Consider the following 23,865-nt stretch of genomic DNA (forward strand, 5'->3'; position numbering starts at 1 on the left):
GCCGGTAATTCATCAGGATTTGAAATAAAACGTCAATAAGCTGGAGAGTCCGAACGGATCACGCACGACGATATCATTCGCACGGAACATAATGCTTCCGGCAACCTCATCGTACTGCTCGTTATATTTGAGCTGGTTGATGATTTGCTCTCCGCTCTGCCATTCGGCCTTCTGATCACTTGCTCCAACCTTATAAGCTGCCTGGCCAATGTACAGCTTCACTCCGGTACCCTTAACTTCATTTACCCACCAGTCTACCAGCTTGTCATAGCGGGCAGCGGAGAAGGATAAACTCCAGTATATCTGCGGTGCAATATAATCGATCCAGCCGTTTTTGATCCATGTCCGGGTATCCGCATACATGTCATCATAGGCCGATACGCCTGCCGTTGTGTCCGAGCCGGTACTGTCGGCCTTCTTGTTGCGCCACACGCCAAAGGGGCTGACACCGTAAGAAACATCAGACTTCGCGCTATGAATCTCCTGGCCTAGCTGGCGGATAAATTCATTGATGTTGTCCCGCCGCCAATCCCCTTTACTCGAGATAGCCTTGGCGTTATATGTATTGAACGCCGTGTCATCGGCGAAAGAGCCCGAAGGATAAAAGTAGTCATCCAAATGCACACCATCAATGTCGTAGCCTTTGACAACCTCCATCACCGTGTCGATAATATGCTGGCGCGCCTCCGGAATTCCCGGATTGATGTACAGCTTGTTCTCTGCTTTTACAATCCATTCCGGATGGGCCTTGGCCACATGATTGCTGGCAAGGCTTGAAGTGCTGGCATCCGTGGTTGCACGGAACGGGTTGAACCAGGCATGAAACTCCATACCGCGTTCGTGTGTGCTGCTAACCATGTACTCCAGCGGATCATAACCGGGATTCTTCCCTTGCGTTCCGGTTAACACCTTGGACCAGGGAACAAGCACCGAAGGATACAGGCTGTCCCCTGACGGTCTGACCTGGACAAATACGGCGTTATAGCCGGTGGCCTGCAGCTTGTCCAGCATCGTGCTGAACTCTTTCTTCTGTTTGTCGGCATTGTTTGCCGATGAGGTCGACGGCCAATCCAGATTGAATACGGTGGAGATCCACGCCCCTTTCATCGCCTTGCCTGTTTTTGCTCCCGGAATGGACGGAATTTCAGGAACCGTTGGCTTCGGCACCGTTGGCGTTGGAACGGCAGGTATCGGTACCGCAGGCGTTGCCGGTGTAGTTGGAACCGACGGGGGCCCAGGACTGATAATTTCGGTATTCGAGTATAGGGCGATATTATTTGCTGCCTTATTCCAGGCCACCTGTAGCCCGAGCTGTTCGCCTACAAAACGAAGCGGCACCATCACCCGGCCCTGCCGGCTCTGAACCGATGTTTCAAGGCTGATAGAAGCTCCGTCCACGAGGGCCGTTGTGCTGCCGCTGGTCAGCTTCAGCACGGTGCTCCCTTTGCTGATCGTGGCCGTCTTGCTGCTCTGGTTCCAATCCACTGTCGCGCCAAGTCCCCTGCTGACTACAGCGACAGGCACCAGTGTTACGTTGGAAGCGGTAATGTACGGCGGCACATCACTGCTTAGTAGTTCCCCATCCAGCTCAATCGTAATCGGCACCGCTGCCGCTCGGACACCCGGTAACCCTACGGACAGGCATAAGACAAAAACCAGCAATCCTACAATCCATTTACGGTAATTCATAATTCCTCCCAGGTTTACATTCTGAAATGTGTATAAACAAAAAGAAACGGCCCTCTCGTCCTTAAATAAGGGAGACGGCCGTTTGCTTTGGAAACGGGGTCATAGAAAAAAAGAACGTTACCCGTTTTGACGTAAAAAAACTGGAAAAGTTGCGCAAAGCAAGAAAAATCTGCTTCGTTTAAGAATCGCTGACCAGCTCATGGTGAATATCGTATAAGGTCTGGAGACGTGCTTCATCGCGCCGGAAATATTCCACCAGCGTTTCAATCCGCGTGATAGAATCCCAGCTCAAATGATGTTCGATGCCTTCCACATCCTTATAAATATGCTCCTGCTGTACTCCGATCAGGCCAAGAAACTCCTCCAGCAGCTGATGACGGTCAACGAGACGTTTTCCTACTTTTTTACCTTTGCTCGTTAGGACAAGCCCACGATATTTCTCATAGATGAGATAGTCGTCCTTATCCAGTTTTTGGATCATCTTGGTTACAGAGGAGGGGTGTACTTCCAGTCCCTCGGCAATATCCGAAACCCGCGCATATCCTTTCTCATCAATGAGCTTGTATATGCGCTCCAAATAATCCTCCATGCTGGGTGTTGGCATTCAAGTTTACCTCTTTTCTATAATGAGCGTGGCGCGGGGGCCAACCTTGCTTTAACAATGATACATGTTTCTGCCGCTCTTTGGCAAGTCCTCCGGCCCCTTGTTGCCCTGCATAGCGATGTTTACCATGATTTTATTCCGCCCTTAACCGGCACAATAACGATATCCTCATCCCTAAGGAGCGTGAACCCATGACTGTAGTAACGCCGGAACGTCCCGCGGCAAAAAAGCCGACCGGTCTTTTCATTCCAGAGCTGGTTTTTTTCGAGCCGGATTCGCTTAATTATCCCAAAGGGGTACGGATTATGGAATGGGTCAAAGCCCAGAACATCCCCTACCGCATGACGACCTCGCATAACCGCATCACGAACCTGCCCGGCGAAACCGAGGTTGAGCAATACAAAATCGCCAAAAGAACACTGGTGGTCGGCCTGCGCAAAACGTTGACCTTTGACCAGTCCAAGCCGTCCGCGGATTATGCGATTCCGATTGCCACCGGCTGCATGGGACATTGCCATTATTGTTATTTGCAAACCACGCTGGGGGCCAAGCCCTATATCCGTGTCTACGTGAACACCGGGGACGTCATCGAGGCCGCTAAAAAATATATCGAAGAGCGCGCTCCGGAAATCACTACATTTGAAGCCGCCTGTACTTCAGATCCGCTCGGGTTGGAGCACATTACCGGCTCCCTGACGGAGCTGATCAGCTTCATGGCCGCAGAGCCGCTCGGGCGGCTACGTTTTGTAACCAAATACCAGCATGTTGAGCCGCTGCTGCAACTGAAGCATAACGGCCATACACGAATCCGTTTCAGTGTGAATGCCGACTATGTCATCAAGAACTTCGAGCCGGCTACTTCGCGGTTTGAGGAGCGGATTGAGGCTGCGGGAAAAGTAGCCCGGGCCGGTTATCCGCTGGGCTTTATCATCGCACCGATTATCTGGCATGACGGCTGGGAAGAAGGTTATGCGGAACTGCTAGATAAACTGGCCAAAACCCTTCCGCCGGATGTGGGCAAAGGATTGACTTTTGAGATGATTCAGCACCGTTTCACCAAAACAGCCAAAACCGTGATCGAGAAACGTTACCCCAAATCAAAGCTGGAGATGGATATTGAAAAGCGCAAAAAGAAATGGGGCCGCTGGGGCCAGAATAAATATGTGTACCCCGACGAACAGCAAACCGCCCTGCGGGAGTTCATCACAGAGCGGATTTTTGAACATTTCCCGGAAGCGGGAATTGATTATTTTACCTAAAGCTAGAAGATCAGCCAGTCCGGCGTGACTCCCTGCAGCCAGATCGTTATCCGGAACATTTGATCCGTAAACAGCAAAACCCCCATAAAGACCATTAGTGCACCGCCGATCTTCATCAGCACATTGGAATATTGCAGGATTTTTCTCGCCCCGCCCAGGAAGAAGGCCAGTGCGAAAAACGGCAAGGCAAAGCCGATACTGTATGCGGTAATCATCGTAAACCAAGTTCCCGGATCACTGGCGGAAAGCGCAATGATTGCCGTCAGAATCGGCCCGATACAAGGTGACCAGCCTGCGGAAAAGCCGATGCCAAAAATAAAGGAGCCGGCGTAACCCGCCGGTTTCCATTTCAGATCAAGCTTGCGTTCCCGCAGCAGAAACTGTGGCTGAAAAATCCCCAGCAGGAATAGTCCCATCCCAATAATTAGGATAGCCGACAATTGGCGGATCAGATCACGCTGACCGTTGAAAAATTGCCCGAACAGCCCGGCCCCAAAGCCGAGCGTATAAAAAACTACTGAAAACCCCAGGATAAAAGCAAGCGTATGCGACAGGGTGCGGAAACGTACCTCTTTGCTGTTACTGCCGCTCTTCAGCTGCTGAACGGACAACCCGGTAATATAAGATAAATACGAAGGGTAAAGCGGCAGACAGCAAGGCGATATAAACGATGCCACACCAGCGGCAAAAGCAATTCCTGCATTCAGGTTCGACAAAGCGGCAGCTCTCCTTCCGGGTTCAGGGTCACTTTGCTAGTTACATTCTTACGTGGGCAATCCTTTTTTGCCGATCAGTGTCAGGGTCAGCAGGGCAATAAGCAGCAGAACGATTGTTGCCCCAGGCGCCAGATTCCACACCCCCGCAACTACCAGACCTCCCACAACAGCAATCTCGGCAATGATAACCGACAGTACAACCGAAGACTTAAAGCTGCGTGACAGCAGCAGACTGATCGCCACCGGAATCGTCAGCAGCGCAGACACGAGCAGCGAACCGACAATCTTAATGGCCGTACTGATCACAAGCGCCGTAAGCACCGTAATGAGCATGTTGAGCAGCTTCACGGGCAGGCCGCTGACACTCGCCGCATCCTCCTCAAAGCTGAGCAGAAAAAACTCTTTGAAAAACAGCGTCACAACTACAACTACGGCAATCGTCACGATACCCACTACAATCAGATCTGTATTATTGAGCGTATAGATACTCCCGAACAGATAGCTCATCACATCCGCATTATACCCTTTGCCTAAGGTGAAAAAGAGTGAAGCCAGCGCTACCCCACCTGACATAATAATCGCGATGGACAGCTCAGCGTAGCTCTTGTACGCCTTGCGCAGCTTTTCGATGGCAAAGGAGGCCACCACTGCAAAAATCAGACCTGCCCCCAGCGGATAAAACCCGGTCAGGAAGCCAAGCGCCACACCTGCGATGGTTACATGGGCCAATGTGTCTCCGATCATCGACAATCGTCTGAGCACAAGAAAAACGCCTATAAGCGGCGCGGTAATGCCGATCATCAGCCCGCCCGCAAGCGCCCGCTGAAAAAAGTCACTGAATAGAATTTCCAAGATATATTCTCCTCGTCTGAAACAATTTCGAACCCTCCCAAACCCTCCCTTCCAAGGGAGGGCCCCAAGGGCTCTGCCCTCTGGACACCCGCTTAAGTGCAACTGGCGTGGGAGAGGTGTATTGCGGTATCTGGTGACTGCGGAGGAATGAACGCTTTTCCTCCCTTACGGGATACGCTTTACCGGTGCGGGATCTGGGTACGGAATAAAGGCTAAGATCAAAAGCTTAGATCAAAGGCTAAGATCAATGACTAAGGTCAAAGGCTAAGATCAATGACTAAGGTCAAAGGCTAAGATTAAAGACCTGGTCATCCTATGTTGTACAATGGATGACCAACGGGAAAACCGGCTTGTTTCAGCGGAGAAGAGCAATCTACTGCAGATGATACAATAGATTGCTCACTTTTGGCGCTGATATGGAATTCTGTTGCATTATGTGCAGCAGAATGCAGCAATATGGCTGAATAGTAGTGCGTTCACTGAATTCTAGTGTAGGAAATACATCAGAATATAAAAACTAGTAAATATGTAGTTATTCTGCTGCACATAATGCAGCAGATCAAGTTATTAGTCCGTCCATAGATGCCAAATCAGGCGTTTTCTTGCTAAAGTTAGCTTCTGGTTAAGTTGCTGGTTGAGTTGCTGATGCGGCAGACTGATGGTTAACGGTACGCTATCCGGCATATTTGTATTTACTGCAGCTATTTAGCATGTCAGCAACTGGTTTGGAGTAATAAGTGTATTGTGACAGCCCCGGATCAGGTAAGTGTATGCTGCAGGTTCTCTACGGCGCAATCCTGGACGTCATGAGAGTGGCGGCAGTAGAAATTGATTTTGCCGTTTTTCTGTACCGGCTCCTGCCCCAGATAATTTTTGATCATGTCGATGTCATGCGACACCATCAGGAAAGTCATATGATGATGGGCGTGCATATGCATAATGAGGTCGAAGAACCCGGCTTGCGTTTCAGCATCAATACCGACGGTAGGTTCGTCCAAAATGAGCAAATCCGGATGGTTGATCAGCGCACGGGCCAGGAATACACGCTGCTGCTGACCGCCGGACAGCTGGCCAACTCTTTTCTCAGCGATATCCTGAATCCGCATTACCTCAAGGGCGTCCTCACACTGGCGCTGCTGCGCTTTGGACACTCTGCGGATCAGATTCTTATTGTTGTACAAGCCGGACAGCACGACTTCGCGGACCGTTGCCGGGAACAAGGGGTTGAACGCATTCTTTTGCGGAACATAGCCGATGCGCTCCCAATCCTTAAACTTGCGGACAGACTGCCCGAATAATTTAATATCCCCGCTGGTTGCGGGCAGGAGCCCGACGATCATCTTCAGCAAGGTTGTTTTGCCGGCGCCGTTGGAACCGATAATTCCCAGGAAGTCCCGTTCCTTAACGGTGTAATTCAGATTGGAAATCACCTTCTGCTCTCCGTAAGAGAAGGAAAGATCCTGTATCTCGATCATATGCTGATGGCAGTCCAAGGATACCGATTGCATTGTGAAGTACCGCCTTTCACTTATACTTTCCTTACTATTGTAAAGCCAGAATTAGATTTTGCAAATTTTTCTCCATTAATGTGAAATAGTTGTCTCCATTCTTGTCCTGTTCGGTGGTAAGTCCCTCAACCGGATTTAGCACCATCGTCTCCACACCGGCTTCACCAGCCAGGGTTTTGGCCAGCTTGTCGGAAACCAGTTCCTCGAAGAAGATATAACGGATGCCTTCCTCTTTTACCAAAGCCGCCAAATCCAGCAAATCCTGCCCGCGTGGTTCCGCATCCGGGGACAAGCCCATGATAGCATGTTGTTTCAAGCCATAATCACGCGCGAGATAAGCAAACGCCTGGTGGGACACGACGATTTCTTTATTCGGCAGCTTGGCAAGCTCTGTCGTAAACTTGCTGTCCAGCGCCTGCAAGCGCTCTGCAAGCTTATTATAACGTTCCTCATAACCGGATTTATGCTCAGGATCGACGGACTGGAGGCTCTCTTTAATGTTCTCAGCCATCACAAGCGCGGATTTTGGACTTACCCAGGTATGGGGATCCGTATGCAGGCTGTCGGTGCCCGTTTCTTCGGAATGCTCTTCATCCGCATGTTCCTCACCTTCATGCGCATGTTCCTCGCTTCCATGATCATGCCCGTCTTCTTCATCTGTCATAATATAATCGACGCCTTTGCTGACTTCAACAGCCTTGGCTTTACTGTCGCTGTTGAGGCTTTTGAGGAAGTTCGGCACCCAGCCCTCAAGTCCGGCACCATTGTACAGAAACAGCTGGGCTTTGGAAGTATTGATGATATCCTGGCTGCGCGGGGTCCAATCATGAGGCTCCACACCCACCGGAAGCAGATTGATGACATTGGCATCTTCCCCGCCAATTTCTTTGGCAAATTCATATATAGGATAAAAAGTAGTGACTACATTCACTTTACCCTCAACGATACTCCCGCTGCTCTTGGGACCGCAGGCCGCAAGCGTTAGGATTACCAGCAGAGCAAGCACCAGCAGCAGCCCTCTGTGTGGTTTTGTTAAAGACATAATTGCTATCGACTCCTTAAATCGTAAATTTTACTATGAGAATTATAATAGTAATGGTTACGATAAGTCAACTCTCATGTTCTCCCGAACGTTCTGCTGCCAGCGTCAATTAGAGCTTCGAAGCCTTAAGTATCCCTTGTATCCATAACAAAAAGGAACGCCGCAGCCATTGCTGGCGCGCGTGCGTTCCCTTGCAGTCGTGCGGCGGGTCAGTGGGATTTGCCCATTTGGACCCGTTATTTGTTCTGCTACAGTCTGTTTACTTCACAATTGCACCGTTTGGCATGCTGTCCGGTACGGTTGCGATCGTCAGCTTGTCGCCTTTGGAGGCCGCCAGGATCATGCCTTGCGACAGCTCGCCGCGCAGCTTCACCGGCTTCAGGTTGACGATGCAGATTACCTTTTGTCCCACCAGCTCCTCTGGAGTGTAGAACTTGGCAATCCCGGACACCACCTGACGCTGCTCATAACCGAGATCAAGCTGCAGCTTCAACAGCTTGTCTGCCTTCTTCACCGGCTCAGCGGCGATGACCTGGGCCACACGCAGCTCGGCTTTGGCAAAATCGTCGATGCCGATTTCTTCCTTATGCTCTTCCTCCGCCGGCTCAGCTGCTGCGCCGCTTTCAGCGCTTGCAGGTGCAGGCTCCGCTTCTGCTGCCGCCGGTTTGCCGGCACCCATCGCTTCGGCGATGTAGGCAACCTCTACAGCAACATCAAGACGCGGGAAGATCGGATCGCCTTTGGCCAGCTTCGTTCCGGCTGGAATGAGGCCGAAGGTTTTGCCGCTGTCCCAGGCTGTCAGCTCACCCGGCTGAATGCCGAGCTGCTCCCAGATCTTCGCCGGTGCGCTGGTCAGGAACGGCTGTAATAGAATCGAAGCGGTGCTCAGGGCCTCCACAAGATGTCTCATGACGGAAGCCAGTTCGCCGGTTCTGCTCTCATCCTTCGCGAGCACCCAAGGCTGGGTCTCATCAATGTATTTATTCGTACGGCTGATGAATGCCCCGATCGCGGTAAGCGCCACGGAGAACTCCATTTTTTCCATCGCTTCTTCAACTTTGGCATAGGTGCTGCCCGCAGCCGCTTCAAGCTCGCCGTCGAACGCCGTTACCTTGCCTTCGTAAGCCGGAAGTTCGCCGCCAAAATATTTCTCAACCATCGCCCCGGTCCGGTTCAGCAGATTGCCGAGGTCATTGGCCAGATCATAGTTGATCCGGTCTACAAAGCTTTCAGGCGTAAAGGTGCCATCCGAGCCAAATGCCACTTCACGCAGCAGATAGTAACGCAGCGCATCCAATCCATAGCGGTCGATCAGTGTAACCGGATCCACTACATTCCCCTTGGATTTGGACATTTTGCCGTCTTTCATCAATAGCCAGCCATGTGCGAACACTTTCTTCGGAAGCGGCTCGCCCAGCGCCATCAGGATGATCGGCCAGTAGATCGTATGGAAACGCACAATTTCCTTGCCGACAATGTGCACATCCGCAGGCCAGAACTTGTCATACAAGCTGCGGTCCTCGGAGCCATAGCCAAGCGCTGTGATATAGTTCGTCAATGCATCAATCCATACATACACGACATGCTTCTCGTCGCCCTTGACCTTAACGCCCCAATCAAAGGTTGTACGGGAGACCGCAAGGTCCTCCAGCCCGGGCTTGATGAAATTGTTGATCATTTCGTTCTTGCGTGATTCCGGCAGGATAAACTCCGGATTCTCTTCATAATACTTCAGCAGACGGTCAGCATATTTGCTCATGCGGAAGAAATAGCTTGCTTCCTTGACCAATTCGACAGGGTGGCCGCTGTCCGGGCTTTTACCGCCGGTGATGGCACCGTTTGCGTCCCGCTCGATATCCACCAGCTGAGTTTCGGTGTAGAAGGTCTCGTCCGGAATGCTGTACCAGCCTTCATATTCACCTTTGTAGATGTCGCCCTGCTTCAGCAGGCGGTCAAAAATATCCTGTACCACTTTTTTGTGCCGTTCTTCCGTCGTGCGGATGAAGTCATCGTTGGAAATATCCAGCTTGCGCCACAGATCCTTAATGCCGACGACAATATCGTCAACGAACTGCTGAGGGGTCTTGCCGGCTTCAGCGGCCTTTCGTTCGATCTTCTGCCCATGTTCATCCGTACCTGTAAGATAACGGACCTCATAGCCGCGCAGGCGCTTGTAGCGGGCCATGGCATCTCCAGCTACCGTAGAGTAAGCATGCCCGATATGCAGCTTGTCACTCGGATAATAAATCGGTGTAGTCAGGTAAAAAGTTTTCTTATCGCTCATTTCATGTCATCCTTTCGTCTTGGCAAACACCATAAACACAAAAAACTCCCGCCCCTTTATGGGGCGAGAGTATACTCACGCGATACCACCCAAAGTTCCCTGGTTCTTCACAGAACACAGGCTTCGCCAGTTCCTTTGCGGAACTATCCATTAACGCTGGAACACGCTGTTATCTTACTTAAGCCGCGGCAATCCGGCTCCAGCTCGAACACAGTTCCTCCCGGACCATATTCAATCCTGCGTACCATACCGGCTCCCAGCTGTTCCCGGCTCTCTGTAATGGTCGTCCCGATCTACTCATCCGTTCCTCGGAAATTGATGTTATTATCCAAAATATACCCAAAATGCAGGCATCATGTCAAGTCGTGGGAGCCGCTTCGTCCCCGGCAGAGTGTTCTTTGCGCGGCGGTACCGGGTCCAGTCCCCCGGGATGGAAGGGATGGCATTTGCCAATTCGCTTCGCGGCAAGCCACGAACCCTTGAGCGGGCCATGGATTTCGATTGCTTCCAGTGCGTAGGCTGAGCAAGTCGGATAGAAGCGGCAGGTCGCCGGTTTAAGCGGCGAAATAAATTTGCGGTACACGCGGATTGGGGCCTGGATCGTTCTGCGTATAATAGGCATAATCAGTGCCCTTCTTTGCTGTTCGCCGCAAGTGCCGTCTCTTCTTCACGGTTCTGTTCACAATCCTTGCAGTAACCGAACACCTCAAATTTATGCTTGACCACCCGGAACTGATCCGGTGTATCCGTTAAATTCATCGGGCAGAAATGAATCGGGTAAGTCTTCATGCATTGAAGGCAAATCATATGGTGATGGTGATGATCCTGATTGCAGCTGCCTTTGAACTTGACACCATCCTCAAAGACTACCTGCTCCAGCACACCCAATTCCTCCATGACACGCAGGTTGCGGTAAACTGTATCAAAGCTGAGCCCGCTGTACTTGCGGCCCATATGCTCATAAACATCCTTCGCCGACAAATATCCCGTATTCTCGCCGAATAACTTGGCAAGCGTTTTGCGCTGATCGGTGATTCGCAGTCCCTGCCCCGACATGGCTTCCAGTATTTGTTCTGTCGACAGCATTCGCTCATCTCCCATAACATAGGTCATTTGTATTGCACTCTCTTTATAATGCCCCAAAACAAATGCCCCGTCAATGAAACGGGCCACCCAAGACTCGCTTGCTGGAAGACTTCAGGCCTAATCCCCCTATATTTTCCACAAAAAAAGCTGCCCTTCCTTGACGGAAGCGGCAGCCCTTTTTTGTAGATTGGAATGTCCGTTGCCGGACATTCCAGTATTACTTAAGTACTTCCCTGTTTATTTCTTCGGAGGAAGTGGTGTGAACAGGAAGTTGATCGACAAGTTACTGCCGGAAGCCGGAGTAAACTGGATCTCTACTGGACCTTCATAATCACCGGTCCGGTACACAACGCTGTTCAAATCGGAACTTCCCAGACTTTTCTCATTTGGCACCTGCACGACTTGATTGCCGTTAACAAGAACGGTGCCCATATAGTTTCCTCCACGCGGGTTAAAGGTAATCAGCGTATTGGCCGCTACACGCTCCAGCCTGATTTTGTACAGTACACCGAAGTTCCCCAGATTGGTTTCCTGGAGACCTGTCAGGGCATCGAGGCCGAGCAAGTTCGGATCCTTGTTATTGTCGCCGATCACGAGTCTGGCTGGAGTAGTTCCCACCAAATCCGAAACGTTAATGAGACGAGTAGAATCCGGATAGGTACCACGATTATGCACTCCGTCACGCGGCAAGATAGGCGTTACAGGCAGTGATGAAATCGGCTCTTTGTTCGCATCAATCATCATCACGGAATAGGTAACCGCTTGATCACTGAACAGATCGGCCTGCATCGAGACGTTATCGTTTGGCTTCATGGCTATAGTATTCAGTTCTGTAAGAATCGATACGCTTTGTCCTGGCTGGATTACCGTTTGCTTGTATGAGCTGCCGTTCAGCATCGATTCCCAGTATCGTGTTACAGATTTCTGTCCGGTTAGCTCTGCAAATGAGCTAGGACCGCCAAATCCCGAATATTGGGTTGTAACTGTCGCAGGGTACATATTGTCATTTGTGGCAATTACATATACCTTGGTGTTGATCGACAAATTGTTCTTATGGTGAATCAGGAAACGTGTTGCACCTGTAGCCGTTTCACGGTACAGCACACCCTCACTGAACACCGTTTCCGGGCTGTTGCTGCGGATCAGGGTAAACGGCTCGGAAGACGTGGTGTAGTTTAGATTTGGCCAAGTAGGGACCGGAGAGCCGTCAAATTTGAATGCTGTACCGGGTACTGCGAACAGGCGGTTAAAATCCTCTTCATTGTACAGCTGTTCTTCCGTAATAATAACTGTTTTCTCAAACGTATTGACGGCTCCATGGGAATCCGTAGCAGTCAGGCTGATGACCTTTGCACCGGGTGTAAAGAACGCCTGGGCTTTATTGGTCCATGTTACTGTAATCGTGTCGCCGTCTGGATCACTGCTGTTATCCGTATAAGTGATGGGTTCACCCATTTTGTACTGTTCCTTGTCCGTGACGAAATTTGCCACCGGCGCTTCATTCGGCTTCAGAACATTAATGGTCGCAGTGTACGGATCACTCGTGCGTCCATTGGCATCCACAACGGAATAGGTAACGGTATAAATACCGGGTTCATCATAATAGTCCCGCTTGTCTCCACCCCATTGATCACTAACGATAGGTGTTCCATTCGGTGAACTGCTGGAGGTCACAAAGTTGACCATGGTTTGACCGGCATAAATTTCGGTAGGCTGAACCGTGAAGGAAGCCTTAGGCTTTGTAGAAAGCGTAAGAATTACACGTTTCCCAGGCGTATCCAATACATATTTTAATTTTAGTGCCGATGTAATGGAGGTCAAAGGAATCATAAACGTTCCTTTGTACTGGTAGGTTGCACCCTTCATTGTGGACTTCTTGCCATTGACTGTATAGGTTTTGCTGTTCAGCTTAAAGCGCATTACATCGCTGCCTTTAGTAACTACGGTCTCTTTGGCCTTGGAATCATAAGTAACCTGCAGTCCTACACGTTCCACCATCGCCCGGATAGAGACGTAGGATACGCCATTCTTGACTGCCATCGGCTGATTGGCCAAATATAACATACCGTTTACGTACATTTTGTTGCTGTTCAACATCAGCACCAGCTGGTCATCGCCTGTAGCGGAGAGCATTTGCGGATCCATACTGTTCGTCTGCATGTACGTTTGATCGGTAACCGTTGCTGGCGGCAGCGGTGTTTCCGTAGGCTCTGCAGACGGAGTTGGTGATGCTGTACCGTCCAATAATCCGCCTGACGACGGGTCAGTAGATAGGGGTACAGATGAAGCGGACGGTGTTGGTGTTGATGTTGGTGTCGCCTCCGCGGTACTCACGTTGCTCGGTGAAGTGGTGCTGACGGGTGCGGCGAAAACCGGTACCGCTGCGGCAACCTGTGTGATGGCCAATACAGCAGCTAATGATAATTTCTTAAGATTCATGATATGACTCCTTCTACTCCCAGTTGTAGTATATAAGGCCTGCAGTTCTCTCTCTGTAATCCTTATATTCCCCGCAAAACGCATGACGCCCTGAAAGGACGGCAGGCAAAATTTTGCCACATGCTTTTTACAAAACATAGTATTAGACGCAGTAAGCCCTTAAAAGTTTCATTAAATGTAAAGAAAGATCAAAATCCATTTTCAACCTGTAAAAATATGATTTTTTTATTAAAAAACCGAAGTTGCTGAGTTTTGTTATATTCTCCTTTATTTACCTTTCCTACAATGATTGCATTATAGAATCAACGCAGCGGGTGATACCTTTGTCCAAAAAAAGTTCGATTCTGACCCAGCTGATTTCCGGCTTCTCGCTTATCATATCTCCATTGTTGCTGTCACCATTTTTTGGTCCTACCGCTCCTCCTCAGAAGCTGTACAGAGCCGCTCCAATCAGGAGAATAATCGGCCAATATTGCGACTGAGAATACCATTATTTGAAATTGGAAAAACCAACCCAATCACTGCCCCAAATCCCTTTTTGATAATTGACATCCTTAAAGGCGATCAGCGTCCCGAACATCGGAATGTAGTTGTTAATGACCAGAACCACAATCGCCGGAAGCATCATCACATAGAACACCCAATATTTCCTCATGACCCGCCATATCGAAGGCTTTATGGTCCTGCCGGCATTGTTACCTTTGGATAAGCTGACGGAAGGACTACTCGCGCTCATCGTTTCATTCCTCCATTTCCTATCATCCTTTGAAGCCTCGACTCCCCTTACAATTCCTCTTTGTTTCCGCACCCCCCTGCCCTTTAATTAAAACATATGGTTTATTTTAGGAGTATAAGGTGCAGCTTAGATTTCTATGAAAAAAGCAACTACATACAGAAATTACAAACAAAAAAGACGATTAGCCTTGTAGTTCAAGGTTAATCGCCTTTTATAGTATTATTTGCAGTGCCGGTTTCCTCTTACGTTACTTACGTTCAGGCCTTACATTGCCCTGACAGCAACGCAGTTACACTTTCCGGTACTGATCACGGTATTCCTTGGGGGACATGCCTGTCTGCTTCTGAAACACTTTGGTAAAATAACGCCGCTCCTGATAACCTACTCCGGAGCTAATCGCCGTGATGCTCTTGTCGCTGCTCGCCAGCATGAACTTGGCGGCTTCAATCCGCTGCTGGGTCACATATTCCACAAAGGTCATCGCAAAACGGTTCTTGAACAGCAGGCAGAAGTAGCTGCCGCTGATGCCTATCTTGTTCGCGACTTCCTCAATGCCCAAATCATAATGCAGCCGCTCCGAAATATATTGTGCTGCCAGATTCATCAGCTGGTCTGGTGTTTTTTTGACGGAATCATCGGCTGCAGGCACTTCCTGAAACAGCGGAATGCTGTTGTACAGCTTATCCTTGTACTGCCTGCTGCGGATTTGCGTACCGATCTCCCGCACCTTGTTGCCTAGCTCCTCATAATGAATCGGCTTACAGATGTACTCCTTTACACCGAGGCGTATGGCCTCCCGGGCGTAATCAAATTCCTGGTAGCCGCTGAGCAGCAGTACCTCGCTCTCCAGACCCATCTCCCGCAGCTTGCCAATGAACGTCAAGCCGTCCATCACCGGCATGCGGATATCACATAGCACAAGGTCCGGCGCGTTCTCCTCGGCAATCCGTAAGGCTTCCATGCCGCTGCGGGCCATACCGGCAACCTCCATCCCCATTTCCTGCCATGGCAGCACCCTGTTGAGATTGTTCAGAATGGGAGCTTCGTCGTCAACCAATAATACTTTTAGCATAATGATCTTCCCCCTGCCCGTATTTAGGTATGACGCATTGGATGATTGTTCCTTCACCCGGGCTGGCACAGATGAATATCCCGTATCTGTCGCCGTATTCAATCCGGATACGATCGGCCACACTGCGCACTCCAAGACCACGCCGCTCCGGATGAATGCCTTGCTCCGTCCGTCCTTCGTCCGACTGGTTTGCCGTTTCGTTAACCATATACTGGAACATCGAGAGCTGGGCCGGAGTCATCCCGATTCCGTTATCCTCAATCTGCAGGATCAAGTTGCCGCGTTCTTCCCAGCCCTTAACAGTCACCTTGCCCTTGTATCCGATCCCCTCGAACCCATGCTGGATACTGTTCTCCACCAGCGGCTGCAGTGTCAGCTTGAGGATACCGCAGCCCATAAGCCCTTCCGGGATGTCTATTTCATAATCAAATACATCCTCGAAACGGAATTTCTGGATATCGAGATAATTACGCAGGTGGGTAACTTCTTCTTCCAGTGTGATTTCATCCCTGTCCTGAATGCTGATCCGCAGAATACTCGCTAGCCGGTAGACCATCTCGCTAACCTTGCGGCCTTCATTCTGTACAGCAAGCACATTGATCGACTCCAGCGTGTTGAACAGGAAATGCGGCTTGATCTGTGCCTGCAGAACCCGCATCTCAGCCTGATTCTTCCGTCTTTGCTCCAGATGGATCCGATTAAACAAGCCGTTGATTTTATCCATCAAATCGTTAAAACCTTTGGCAAGCAATGTCATCTCGTCATTGCCCTTCTCCTCAACCCTTGTAGTAAGATCGCCATCCTCCACCCGCCGCATAAAGCGGACAATAACAGCAATCCCGCCCGTTATCCGGTTCATAAAGAACAAATTAAAGATGACGGCAGCCAGGAAGCAGAGAAAGATAACCCCGACGAACCAGCGGGCGAACACTGTAACCTCCCGTGACAACGAACCCCACGAGGTGATAGAAACGAGGCTCCAGGGATATTCCTTCAGATGATAGACGGACAGAATACTTTTCTCCCCGTCGAACTGGGTTTTGAAGCTTTGAAAACCTTCCTTGAAGGTTATATTTTTCGCCGTAAACGACTGGAAATCCTGTCCGTCCAGCTTGCGGTCCGGATCCAGCAGAATCATTCCGTCATCGTTCACCAGCATGAAAGAGACCTTTTGGTTACTGTCCCCAATCTTCAAATTCCGGAATATGGATTCGAACTCCCAGTTCTTGATCTGCACGACCAGAATGCCGATGTTCTCAAAGAAGCTAAGCTCCTTCACTAGCCGGATCTGTGTGAACACGGCTTCTGTTCCTGTCAGTTCCGGATATTCATGCGGTGCCAGCCATTTCGGCACACCATTGAGCTTCATGACCTCCTGATAGAGAGCACTTCCTTTGAATTTATCGTAAGGGAGTGTGCGGAAATTTTCCTTGTTGAATACCGATACGATCTCCGAGCTGCCTTTACCGTTAAAATTGTACAGAAAGGCATAGCTGATCGAAGGGTGATTATACAGCAGACTACGGAAGTTGCGCTGGCTGGCATTCAGGTTCAGCTGCTCAGCATCAGTCAGATCCTGTTTTGAAGGATCATCCGCGCTGAGCGCCATATGAAACACCGAGGTAGCAATTCCGTTGTCTGTCACGTTGTTCATATCTTTAAAGACGTTGGAGATGCTGTAGCTGATCGCTTTAAGTGAATACTCGGACTGCTGGCTGTATTTCTTCTCAATAGAATTATAAGTAACGAAGAACATAATCATGCCAAGAATAAACAAGGGGATGATAATCAGGCCCAAAAATGCCGTAAATAATTTATAGCGCAAATTCATCGGCAGTGCTCCTGACTGTGAATAAGGTTATCCTTTTACGCTGCCTGCCGTTACGCCTTCAATAATTTTCTCCTGCAAAATGGCGTAAATAATAATGACCGGCAGCACACTGTAGACAATGCCTGCAGACATTTGCGCATAATTCATCTGATACTGATCGCGGAATTGGACCATTCCCACCGGAAGTGTGCGCAGCTCGTCATTCGAAAGAAAATAGTTAGCCAGCAAAAATTCATTCCAATTTCCCAGGAAATTAACAATGAATACTGTAACCATGGCGGGAACCGTCAGAGGTACAATAATTCTAGCAAAGATACCGGGAGCCTTCAAGCCATCCATAACTGCCGCTTCTTCAATTTCACTGGGCAACGAACGCATAAATGCGGCCAAAATAATAATCGTAAACGGTATTGCATTGGCAATATAAGGGATGATCAATGCCCAATGTGTATTCAGAATGTGCAGTTTGCGCACAATCGTATAAATCGGCAGCATCAGCGCATTGTTAGGAATAAGCATTCCGACCAGTACAAGCGAAAACAGGATACCGTTCCATTTGCCCTGCCGCATCCGTGTGACTGCAAAGGCAAACATCGATGCCAGCAAAATGGAGACGACAGAAGCCAGCACAGAAATGTACAAGCTGTTAAAGAAGTAGGTGCTGATCTTGGCGTTGACCCAGGCCTCCACATAGTTAGAGAAGGCAAATTCCTTCGGAATGCCGAATGGATTCAAGGCGATCGCGTTGTTGTCTTTCTTTACTGAAGAGAACAGGACGAACAGGAAAGGAAAAAGAATAACAAGCAGATACGACAACAGCACAACATGCGGCAGACTCTTTTTCAGGCGTGGCATCAGTATTCAATCCTTTCATTGCGCCGGGCAAACAGCAGATGATACAGCGCCGTAACCACAAGCGTGAATGCAAAGATCAGGACTGCGATGGCATTGCCGTAGCCATACTTAAAGTTGGTGATCGCGTATTTTATCATATAAGTCGCCATGACCTCGGTCGATCCAGCCGGACCGCCTTTCGTCATCACGATGACGATATCCGCAGCCTTCATTGCACCGGCGATGGAGAGCATAATAACTACGGAAATGATCGGCACAATCAGCGGCAGTGTGATGCGTGTGGCACGCTGAAAGCCGGTAGCGCCGTCAATGGCCGCAGCTTCATCCAGTTCACTAGGAATGGATAGAATAGCCGCCAGCACCATAACAATGTAGAATCCGGTCCACTGCCAGGCATTCGTGATCAGAATAGACAGCATGGCAAACCGTTCATCCGACAGCCAGTACACCGGCTCAATACCAACGAGACCAATCAGCTTATTAAAGAGGCCGATATTGGGCTCATAAATAAATCCCCACAGAATGCCGATTACCGCAGTAGACATAATAGAAGGCATAAACACGGCTGTCTTGTAGAGTCCTTTCAGTTTCTTAACGTTGGCAATCAAAAGCGAAAAGAATACGATCAGGGGAACCTGCACGCACACGGAGAACAGGATAAACCAGCCGTTATTCTTCACCGAAACCCAGAAGCGTTCATCTCCAAGCGCTTTTTTGAAGTTAGTGAGGCCGGTGAATTTAACCGTATCCGATACTCCGTTCCAACTGGTGAAGCTGTAGTAAAGTGAGCTGAAGATCGGATATATAAAGAACATGAAGAACAATACCAGGGCAGGAATAACAAACAGGATAAAGACCAATGGATTTCTGAGTGATTTATTCATGACTACCTCCGATTGCTTAGACTATCTGGGAGCGATTAGGGCAGATTTTAAAAATGCACCCTGGAGCAAGCACCAGGGTACATAGAATTTACCGTTCCTTATTCCACTGCTGCGTTAGCTTCTTCTTGAACTTTTTGCAGCGCCTCGCCCATTTTTTCAGGTGTTGTCTGTCCGCCGATCAGCTTCTGAATTTGAATGTTGCTGATCTCGGTGGTGACATCCGCTTGAACCAGAGAGTCAAAGGCAGGGAATGAAGACTGGGAATTATTCAGTACCGCTACGATTTCACTCATCAGATCATCGGTAATATTCTCGTTCAGGATATTCTGATCAATCTTCATGGCCGGCAGCACTCCATCCTCTACCAGACCGCGAAGCTGCATTTCTTCATTGTACATATTCTTGATAAAAGATTTCACTGCAGCCAGCTGACGCTCGTCATCTGCCGCCGAAGCCGAGAATCCGTAACCGTTATTCACATCACGCATCAGTGCCGTTTGGTCGCCTACCCCGCCGTCAACCGCCGGGATATTGAAGAAACCAACCTTGCCGATCAGACCTTCACCCGATTGTCCTGCTTTGAATACAGAGGATTTCCAAGTTCCATCATAGAGCAGAATGGCTTCGCCACTAGTGAACTGGGTGGTATACTCAGCATATTCGAAACCAAGCTCGCCTTTTTTGAAATAGCCTTTATCTACCCATTCCTTGTATTTCGCAAAACCTTTCACTACATTAGCATCGCTCCATTTGGCTTCACCAGTTGCGAATTTAGCCGTTACATCCGGTCCGGCATAACGTGACCAGAGGTGGTTGGCCAGCATCAGCGGCACCCAGCCGGCTTTGGAAGCGCCAGCCAGCGGTACTTTGCCATCAGCCTTAATATCGGCCAGTTGCTTCTCAAGCTCAGCAAAGGTCTTCGGAGCTTCCCAGCCCTTGCTGCCATAGTATTCTTTATTATAGAAGAAACCTTCACCGGAACCGCCGATTGGCAATCCGTAAATCTTGCCTTCATAAGTAAATGGATCAAGATTCGAGAACTTGTCTTTAATGCCCAATTCTTCGAGGATCGGGGTCAGGTCAAGCAATTTTCCTTCTTTGGCGTATATTTTGGAGTCAGGGCTCCCAAAGAGATCGAACACTGCCGGAGGATTGCCGGCGGCCATTTCACCGCGCAGCTTCTCTTTGCGGTTCACATCCGAATCTACACCATCCAGTTTGAATGTCAGGCCCGGCACTTCACTTTGAACCTTGCCTATCACATCCTCCAGAATAGCAAGACGTTTCTGCTTATCAGCACCAACCTGCGTATGACGGATCGTCATTTCGAAAGGCTCAGCGCTGGCAGGCTCATCAGTGGCAGCAGCATTGGTTGCAGCGGCTGAATTGCTTGGTGCTGCAGTTTCTCCATTGTTGCTTGCCTTATTATTGTTGCCTCCACAGCCAGCCAGCAAAGCAGAAGAGACAAAAACCAGGGACAACAGCATAGTCATACTTTTTCTCATTACGGGTGACCCTCCCTATTTATTAATTTCCCTTACAACTCTTATTATAAAAAACAGTGTGTGTAATCGTAAGGTTAAGATTCATCTACTTTAGGGATAAAATACTCTAATGTAAGCGAATACACTCCTAATTAATCACATACCACGTCACTTATAGTTACATATTCTGAAAAATTATTCCATAGAAAATAGACCTCGCGTCATTAAACCTCTACACAAAATCATCTTTCCCGCAAAATAATCCCTTTATCTGCTGAAACATAACATGCGTTCTGGATCATTAAAAAGCAAAAAAGCCGTTTCCGCAGTACATAAGCTACTGCAAGATACGGCTTCGGCTTCCTATAATAAGTATCATCACTTAACAAGTGCTGTCTCGTTGCGTCCTTCTTCAATCAGCCGGTAAGCGCGCTGCACTTCTTCATCGGTCGGTGAGGGTACCCCTTCTAGCTCATAGGGACGGCCAAGTTCTTGCCATTTATAAATACCCATTTGGTGATAAGGCAGGATTTCAAACTTCTCTACCCCATTAAGCGTTCCAATGAATCGGCCGAGATTCAGTAAATCCTCTTCCTTATTATGAATGCCAGGAACGTACACGTGGCGGATCCACATTTTACGGTTATGATCCGACAACCAGCGGGCCAGCTTCAATGTACGATCATTCGATTTACCGGTCAGCTTAATATGCGCTTCATCATCGATATGCTTGAGATCGAGCAGCACAAGATCAGTAACATCCAGCAAATCGCTGATCTTCGAACCATCATTATAGCCATTTGTATCCAGTGTGGTATGCAGATTCCAGCGCTGTTTCACTTCAGTGAACAGTTGTTTGACAAAATGCGCCTGCAGCGTTGGTTCGCCGCCAGATACGGTAAGCCCGCCACCTGAAGACTTATAATAATTCAGGTAAGGTTCGATTTCCGCCAGCACTTCCTCGATGCTCATTTCTCTGCCTTCATTAAGACCCCAGGTATCCGGGTTATGACAATACTGGCATTTCAATAAGCAGCCCTGCATAAATAGAACAAAACGGATACCAGGCCCGTCTACGGTCCCGAACGTTTCTAAGGAATGTATATGTCCATTAGCCATATGATGACTTCCTTTCGAAAAGAACTTAAAATTTTAATTAATTTTTAGCAAGATTTTACCGCCCCCTGAATCAAGGGCGGTATCACCTCACTGCTATTACATCTTATACAAGAACTGTATTACACAGTTAATTTAATTACATTGTACCGTGGAATGTACGGTTGATAACATCCAACTGTTGTTCACGGGTCAGTTTGATGAAGTTAACAGCATAGCCGGATACACGAATGGTCAATTGAGGATAGTTCTCCGGATGATCCATAGCGTCGATCAGTTGTTCACGGTTAAACACATTAACGTTCAAGTGCTGAGCGTTGTTGTGGAAGTATCCGTCCATCATGAATACCAGGTTGGACTTACGGGACTCTTCGTCTTTACCCAGCGCCTTAGGAACGATGGAGAACGTGTTGGAAATACCGTCTTGTGCCTCGGAATACGGCAGTTTGGCAACAGAGTTCAAGGAAGCCAGTGCGCCTTTCTTGTCGCGTCCGTGCATTGGGTTAGCACCTGGAGCGAACGGTTCACCTTTCTTACGTCCGTCAGGAGTAGTACCAGTCTTCTTACCATAAACTACGTTCGAAGTGATAGTCAATACCGATTGAGTCGGCATAGCGTCACGGTAAGTTTTGTGTTTGCGGATCATCGACATGAAGGTTTCAACCAGTTCAACCGCGATGTTGTCAACAGCATCGTCGTTGTTGCCGTAGCAAGGGAATTCTCCTTCGGTTTCGAAGTCGATGGCGATGCCTTGTTCGTTGCGGATCGGTTTAACCTTAGCGAATTTAATTGCGCTCAGGGAGTCAGCAGCAACGGACAGGCCGGCGATACCGCAAGCCATCGTACGCAGAATGTCACGGTCATGCAGCGCCATTTCGATGCGTTCGTAGGAATATTTGTCATGCATGTAGTGAATGATGTTCAGGGTGTTGACATAAGTCTTAGCCAGCCACTCCATCATCGGTTTGAAGCGTTTCATTACTTCGTTGTAATCCAGATATTCGGAAGTGATCGCAGGGAATTCAGGTCCAACTTGTACGCCTGATTTCTCGTCTACACCACCATTGATCGCGTACAGCAAAGCTTTCGCCAGGTTGGCGCGGGCGCCGAAGAACTGCATTTGTTTACCGATGCGCATTGGGGATACGCAGCAAGCAATTGCGTAATCTTCACCCCAATATGGACGCATTACATCGTCATTCTCATATTGGATAGCGCTGGTTTCGATGGAAACCTTGGCACAATATTTTTTAAAGCCTTCAGGCAGTCTTTCGGACCACAGAACCGTCAAGTTAGGCTCTGGAGCAGGTCCCAGGTTGTACAGGGTATGCAAGAAGCGGAAGCTGTTCTTAGTTACGCGTGTTGTTCCGTCTTCAGCCATACCACCGATGGATTCCGTTACCCAAGTAGGGTCGCCGGAGAACAGTTCATTATAGTCAGGCGTACGCAGGAATTTCACAATACGCAGTTTCATTACGAAATGGTCAACGATTTCTTGTGCTTGTTCTTCAGTAAGTGTACCTTCTTCAAAATCGCGCTGTGCATAGATGTCGAGGAAGGAGGATACACGTCCCAGGGACATTGCAGCACCGTTTTGTTCTTTTACTGCTGCCAGATAACCGAAGTATACCCATTGAGTAGCTTCTTTGAAGTTGTTCGCCGGTTTGGAAATATCAAGTCCGTGAGCGGCAGCCATTTCTTTCAGCTCGCCCAGAGCGCGGATTTGTTCCGACAGCTCTTCGCGCAACCGGATTACTTCTTCAGTCATGGAATCAACTTCAAGCTCGGTTTGTTGTTGTTTCTTGTCTTTGATCAGGAAGTCAATACCGTATAGAGCAATACGGCGGTAGTCACCGATAATACGTCCGCGGCCGTAAGCATCAGGAAGACCTGTAATAACGCCGGATTTACGTACTGCTCTCATGTCAGGTGTATATGCATCAAACACGCCTTGGTTATGCGTTTTGCGGATATTCGTAAACATTTCGACAATGTTGTTCGGAAGCTCGAAGCCATAAGCTTTGGTGGCATCGATCATCATCTTAATACCGCCGAACGGTTGAATAGAACGTCTGAAAGGAGCATCAGTCTGTACGCCTACAATTTGTTCCTTGTCCTTGTCGATGTAGCCTGGCTTGTGGGAAGTGATGGTGGAGACAGTATCCAGGGAAACGTCCCATACGCCGCCTCTTTCTCTTTCTTCCTTGCTCAGCTGGGAGATAATCTTCCACAGTTCAGTAGTGTTGCTGGTAGGACCTACGAGGAAATCTTCGTTTCCTTCATAAGGCTTGATGTTCTTGGAAATAAATTCGTTAACGTCGACTTTTCTGGCCCATTTACCTTTTGTAAAACTTCTCCAACTCGACTTCACTTCTTGTACATCTTTTTCAATCACCGACATACTAAAT

The 23,865-nt window shown here is 48.9% G+C and carries 19 protein-coding genes; 1 reads left to right on the plus strand and 18 read right to left on the minus strand.

Annotated elements, in window-relative coordinates:
• Nucleotides 1-12 precede the first annotated feature (12 nt).
• Together NSS79_RS23595 and mntR are read right to left on the minus strand one after the other, a co-directional pair.
• Entirely contained in the window at nucleotides 13-1,689 is a 1,677-nt protein-coding gene (locus tag NSS79_RS23595) for a family 10 glycosylhydrolase (RefSeq protein WP_342436362.1), read from the minus strand.
• A gap of 178 nt (nucleotides 1,690-1,867) precedes the next feature.
• A complete protein-coding gene (gene mntR / locus NSS79_RS23600) occupies nucleotides 1,868-2,293 on the minus strand; it encodes a transcriptional regulator MntR (protein ID WP_038594947.1) in 426 nt (141 codons plus the stop codon).
• A 191-nt stretch (nucleotides 2,294-2,484) separates the two neighbouring features.
• Between mntR and splB the strand changes: the two genes are divergently transcribed.
• Complete coding sequence (gene splB, locus NSS79_RS23605) at nucleotides 2,485-3,552, plus strand: spore photoproduct lyase (protein ID WP_342436363.1); 1,068 nt, start codon at nucleotides 2,485-2,487, stop codon at nucleotides 3,550-3,552.
• Between the two features lie 2 nt (nucleotides 3,553-3,554).
• Here the strand turns inward: splB and NSS79_RS23610 are convergent, their stop codons facing one another.
• From NSS79_RS23610 to pflB, 16 genes are all read right to left on the minus strand, one after another.
• Nucleotides 3,555-4,268, minus strand: coding sequence for a cytochrome c biogenesis CcdA family protein (locus NSS79_RS23610; RefSeq protein ID WP_342436364.1), 714 nt, complete (start codon nucleotides 4,266-4,268; stop codon nucleotides 3,555-3,557).
• Between the two features lie 48 nt (nucleotides 4,269-4,316).
• Nucleotides 4,317-5,120 carry a metal ABC transporter permease gene (locus tag NSS79_RS23615; RefSeq protein WP_038594950.1) on the minus strand — a complete coding sequence of 268 codons (804 nt, stop codon included), beginning with the start codon at nucleotides 5,118-5,120 and terminating at the stop codon, nucleotides 4,317-4,319.
• 758 nt (nucleotides 5,121-5,878) lie between these two features.
• Complete coding sequence (locus tag NSS79_RS23620) at nucleotides 5,879-6,628, minus strand: metal ABC transporter ATP-binding protein (RefSeq protein ID WP_076108873.1); 750 nt, start codon at nucleotides 6,626-6,628, stop codon at nucleotides 5,879-5,881.
• Nucleotides 6,629-6,662: 34 nt separating this feature from the next.
• Nucleotides 6,663-7,670 (minus strand): zinc ABC transporter substrate-binding protein, encoded by a 1,008-nt coding sequence (locus tag NSS79_RS23625; RefSeq protein ID WP_342436365.1) that lies wholly within the window; start codon nucleotides 7,668-7,670, stop codon nucleotides 6,663-6,665.
• 259 nt (nucleotides 7,671-7,929) lie between these two features.
• Entirely contained in the window at nucleotides 7,930-9,954 is a 2,025-nt protein-coding gene (gene metG, locus NSS79_RS23630; protein ID WP_342436366.1) for a methionine--tRNA ligase, read from the minus strand.
• A gap of 358 nt (nucleotides 9,955-10,312) precedes the next feature.
• Nucleotides 10,313-10,576, minus strand: coding sequence for a membrane protein insertion efficiency factor YidD (yidD, locus tag NSS79_RS23635; protein WP_341379210.1), 264 nt, complete (start codon nucleotides 10,574-10,576; stop codon nucleotides 10,313-10,315).
• Nucleotides 10,577-10,578: 2 nt separating this feature from the next.
• On the minus strand, nucleotides 10,579-11,040 hold the full coding sequence (locus NSS79_RS23640) for a Fur family transcriptional regulator (RefSeq protein ID WP_342436367.1): 462 nt from the start codon (nucleotides 11,038-11,040) through the stop codon (nucleotides 10,579-10,581).
• 237 nt (nucleotides 11,041-11,277) lie between these two features.
• On the minus strand, nucleotides 11,278-13,479 hold the full coding sequence (locus tag NSS79_RS23645; protein ID WP_342436368.1) for a stalk domain-containing protein: 2,202 nt from the start codon (nucleotides 13,477-13,479) through the stop codon (nucleotides 11,278-11,280).
• Nucleotides 13,480-13,969: 490 nt separating this feature from the next.
• Nucleotides 13,970-14,215 (minus strand): hypothetical protein, encoded by a 246-nt coding sequence (locus NSS79_RS23650; protein ID WP_342436369.1) that lies wholly within the window; start codon nucleotides 14,213-14,215, stop codon nucleotides 13,970-13,972.
• A gap of 289 nt (nucleotides 14,216-14,504) precedes the next feature.
• On the minus strand, nucleotides 14,505-15,287 hold the full coding sequence (locus NSS79_RS23655) for a response regulator (protein ID WP_038594960.1): 783 nt from the start codon (nucleotides 15,285-15,287) through the stop codon (nucleotides 14,505-14,507).
• Nucleotides 15,265-17,118, minus strand: coding sequence for a sensor histidine kinase (locus tag NSS79_RS23660; RefSeq protein WP_342436370.1), 1,854 nt, complete (start codon nucleotides 17,116-17,118; stop codon nucleotides 15,265-15,267). Before NSS79_RS23660 ends, NSS79_RS23655 begins: the two co-directional genes overlap by 23 nt.
• 27 nt (nucleotides 17,119-17,145) lie before the next feature.
• Entirely contained in the window at nucleotides 17,146-17,973 is an 828-nt protein-coding gene (locus NSS79_RS23665; protein WP_038594962.1) for a carbohydrate ABC transporter permease, read from the minus strand.
• Nucleotides 17,973-18,857, minus strand: a complete 885-nt coding sequence (locus NSS79_RS23670; protein ID WP_038594963.1) for a sugar ABC transporter permease — start codon at nucleotides 18,855-18,857, stop codon at nucleotides 17,973-17,975. Before NSS79_RS23670 ends, NSS79_RS23665 begins: the two co-directional genes overlap by 1 nt.
• 98 nt (nucleotides 18,858-18,955) lie before the next feature.
• Complete coding sequence (locus tag NSS79_RS23675) at nucleotides 18,956-20,362, minus strand: extracellular solute-binding protein (protein ID WP_342436371.1); 1,407 nt, start codon at nucleotides 20,360-20,362, stop codon at nucleotides 18,956-18,958.
• Between the two features lie 357 nt (nucleotides 20,363-20,719).
• The gene (gene pflA / locus NSS79_RS23680) at nucleotides 20,720-21,460 is read right to left on the minus strand and encodes a pyruvate formate-lyase-activating protein (RefSeq protein WP_341094819.1); all 741 of its coding nucleotides are present in this window, start codon (nucleotides 21,458-21,460) and stop codon (nucleotides 20,720-20,722) included.
• Nucleotides 21,461-21,596: 136 nt separating this feature from the next.
• Nucleotides 21,597-23,858: a formate C-acetyltransferase gene (pflB, locus tag NSS79_RS23685; protein WP_342436372.1), complete on the minus strand. Its 2,262-nt coding sequence runs from the start codon at nucleotides 23,856-23,858 to the stop codon at nucleotides 21,597-21,599.
• Nucleotides 23,859-23,865: the final 7 nt, after the last annotated feature.

It is taken from the genome of Paenibacillus sp. FSL L8-0436 (assembly GCF_038593025.1).
GTDB lineage: Bacteria > Bacillota > Bacilli > Paenibacillales > Paenibacillaceae > Paenibacillus_AQ.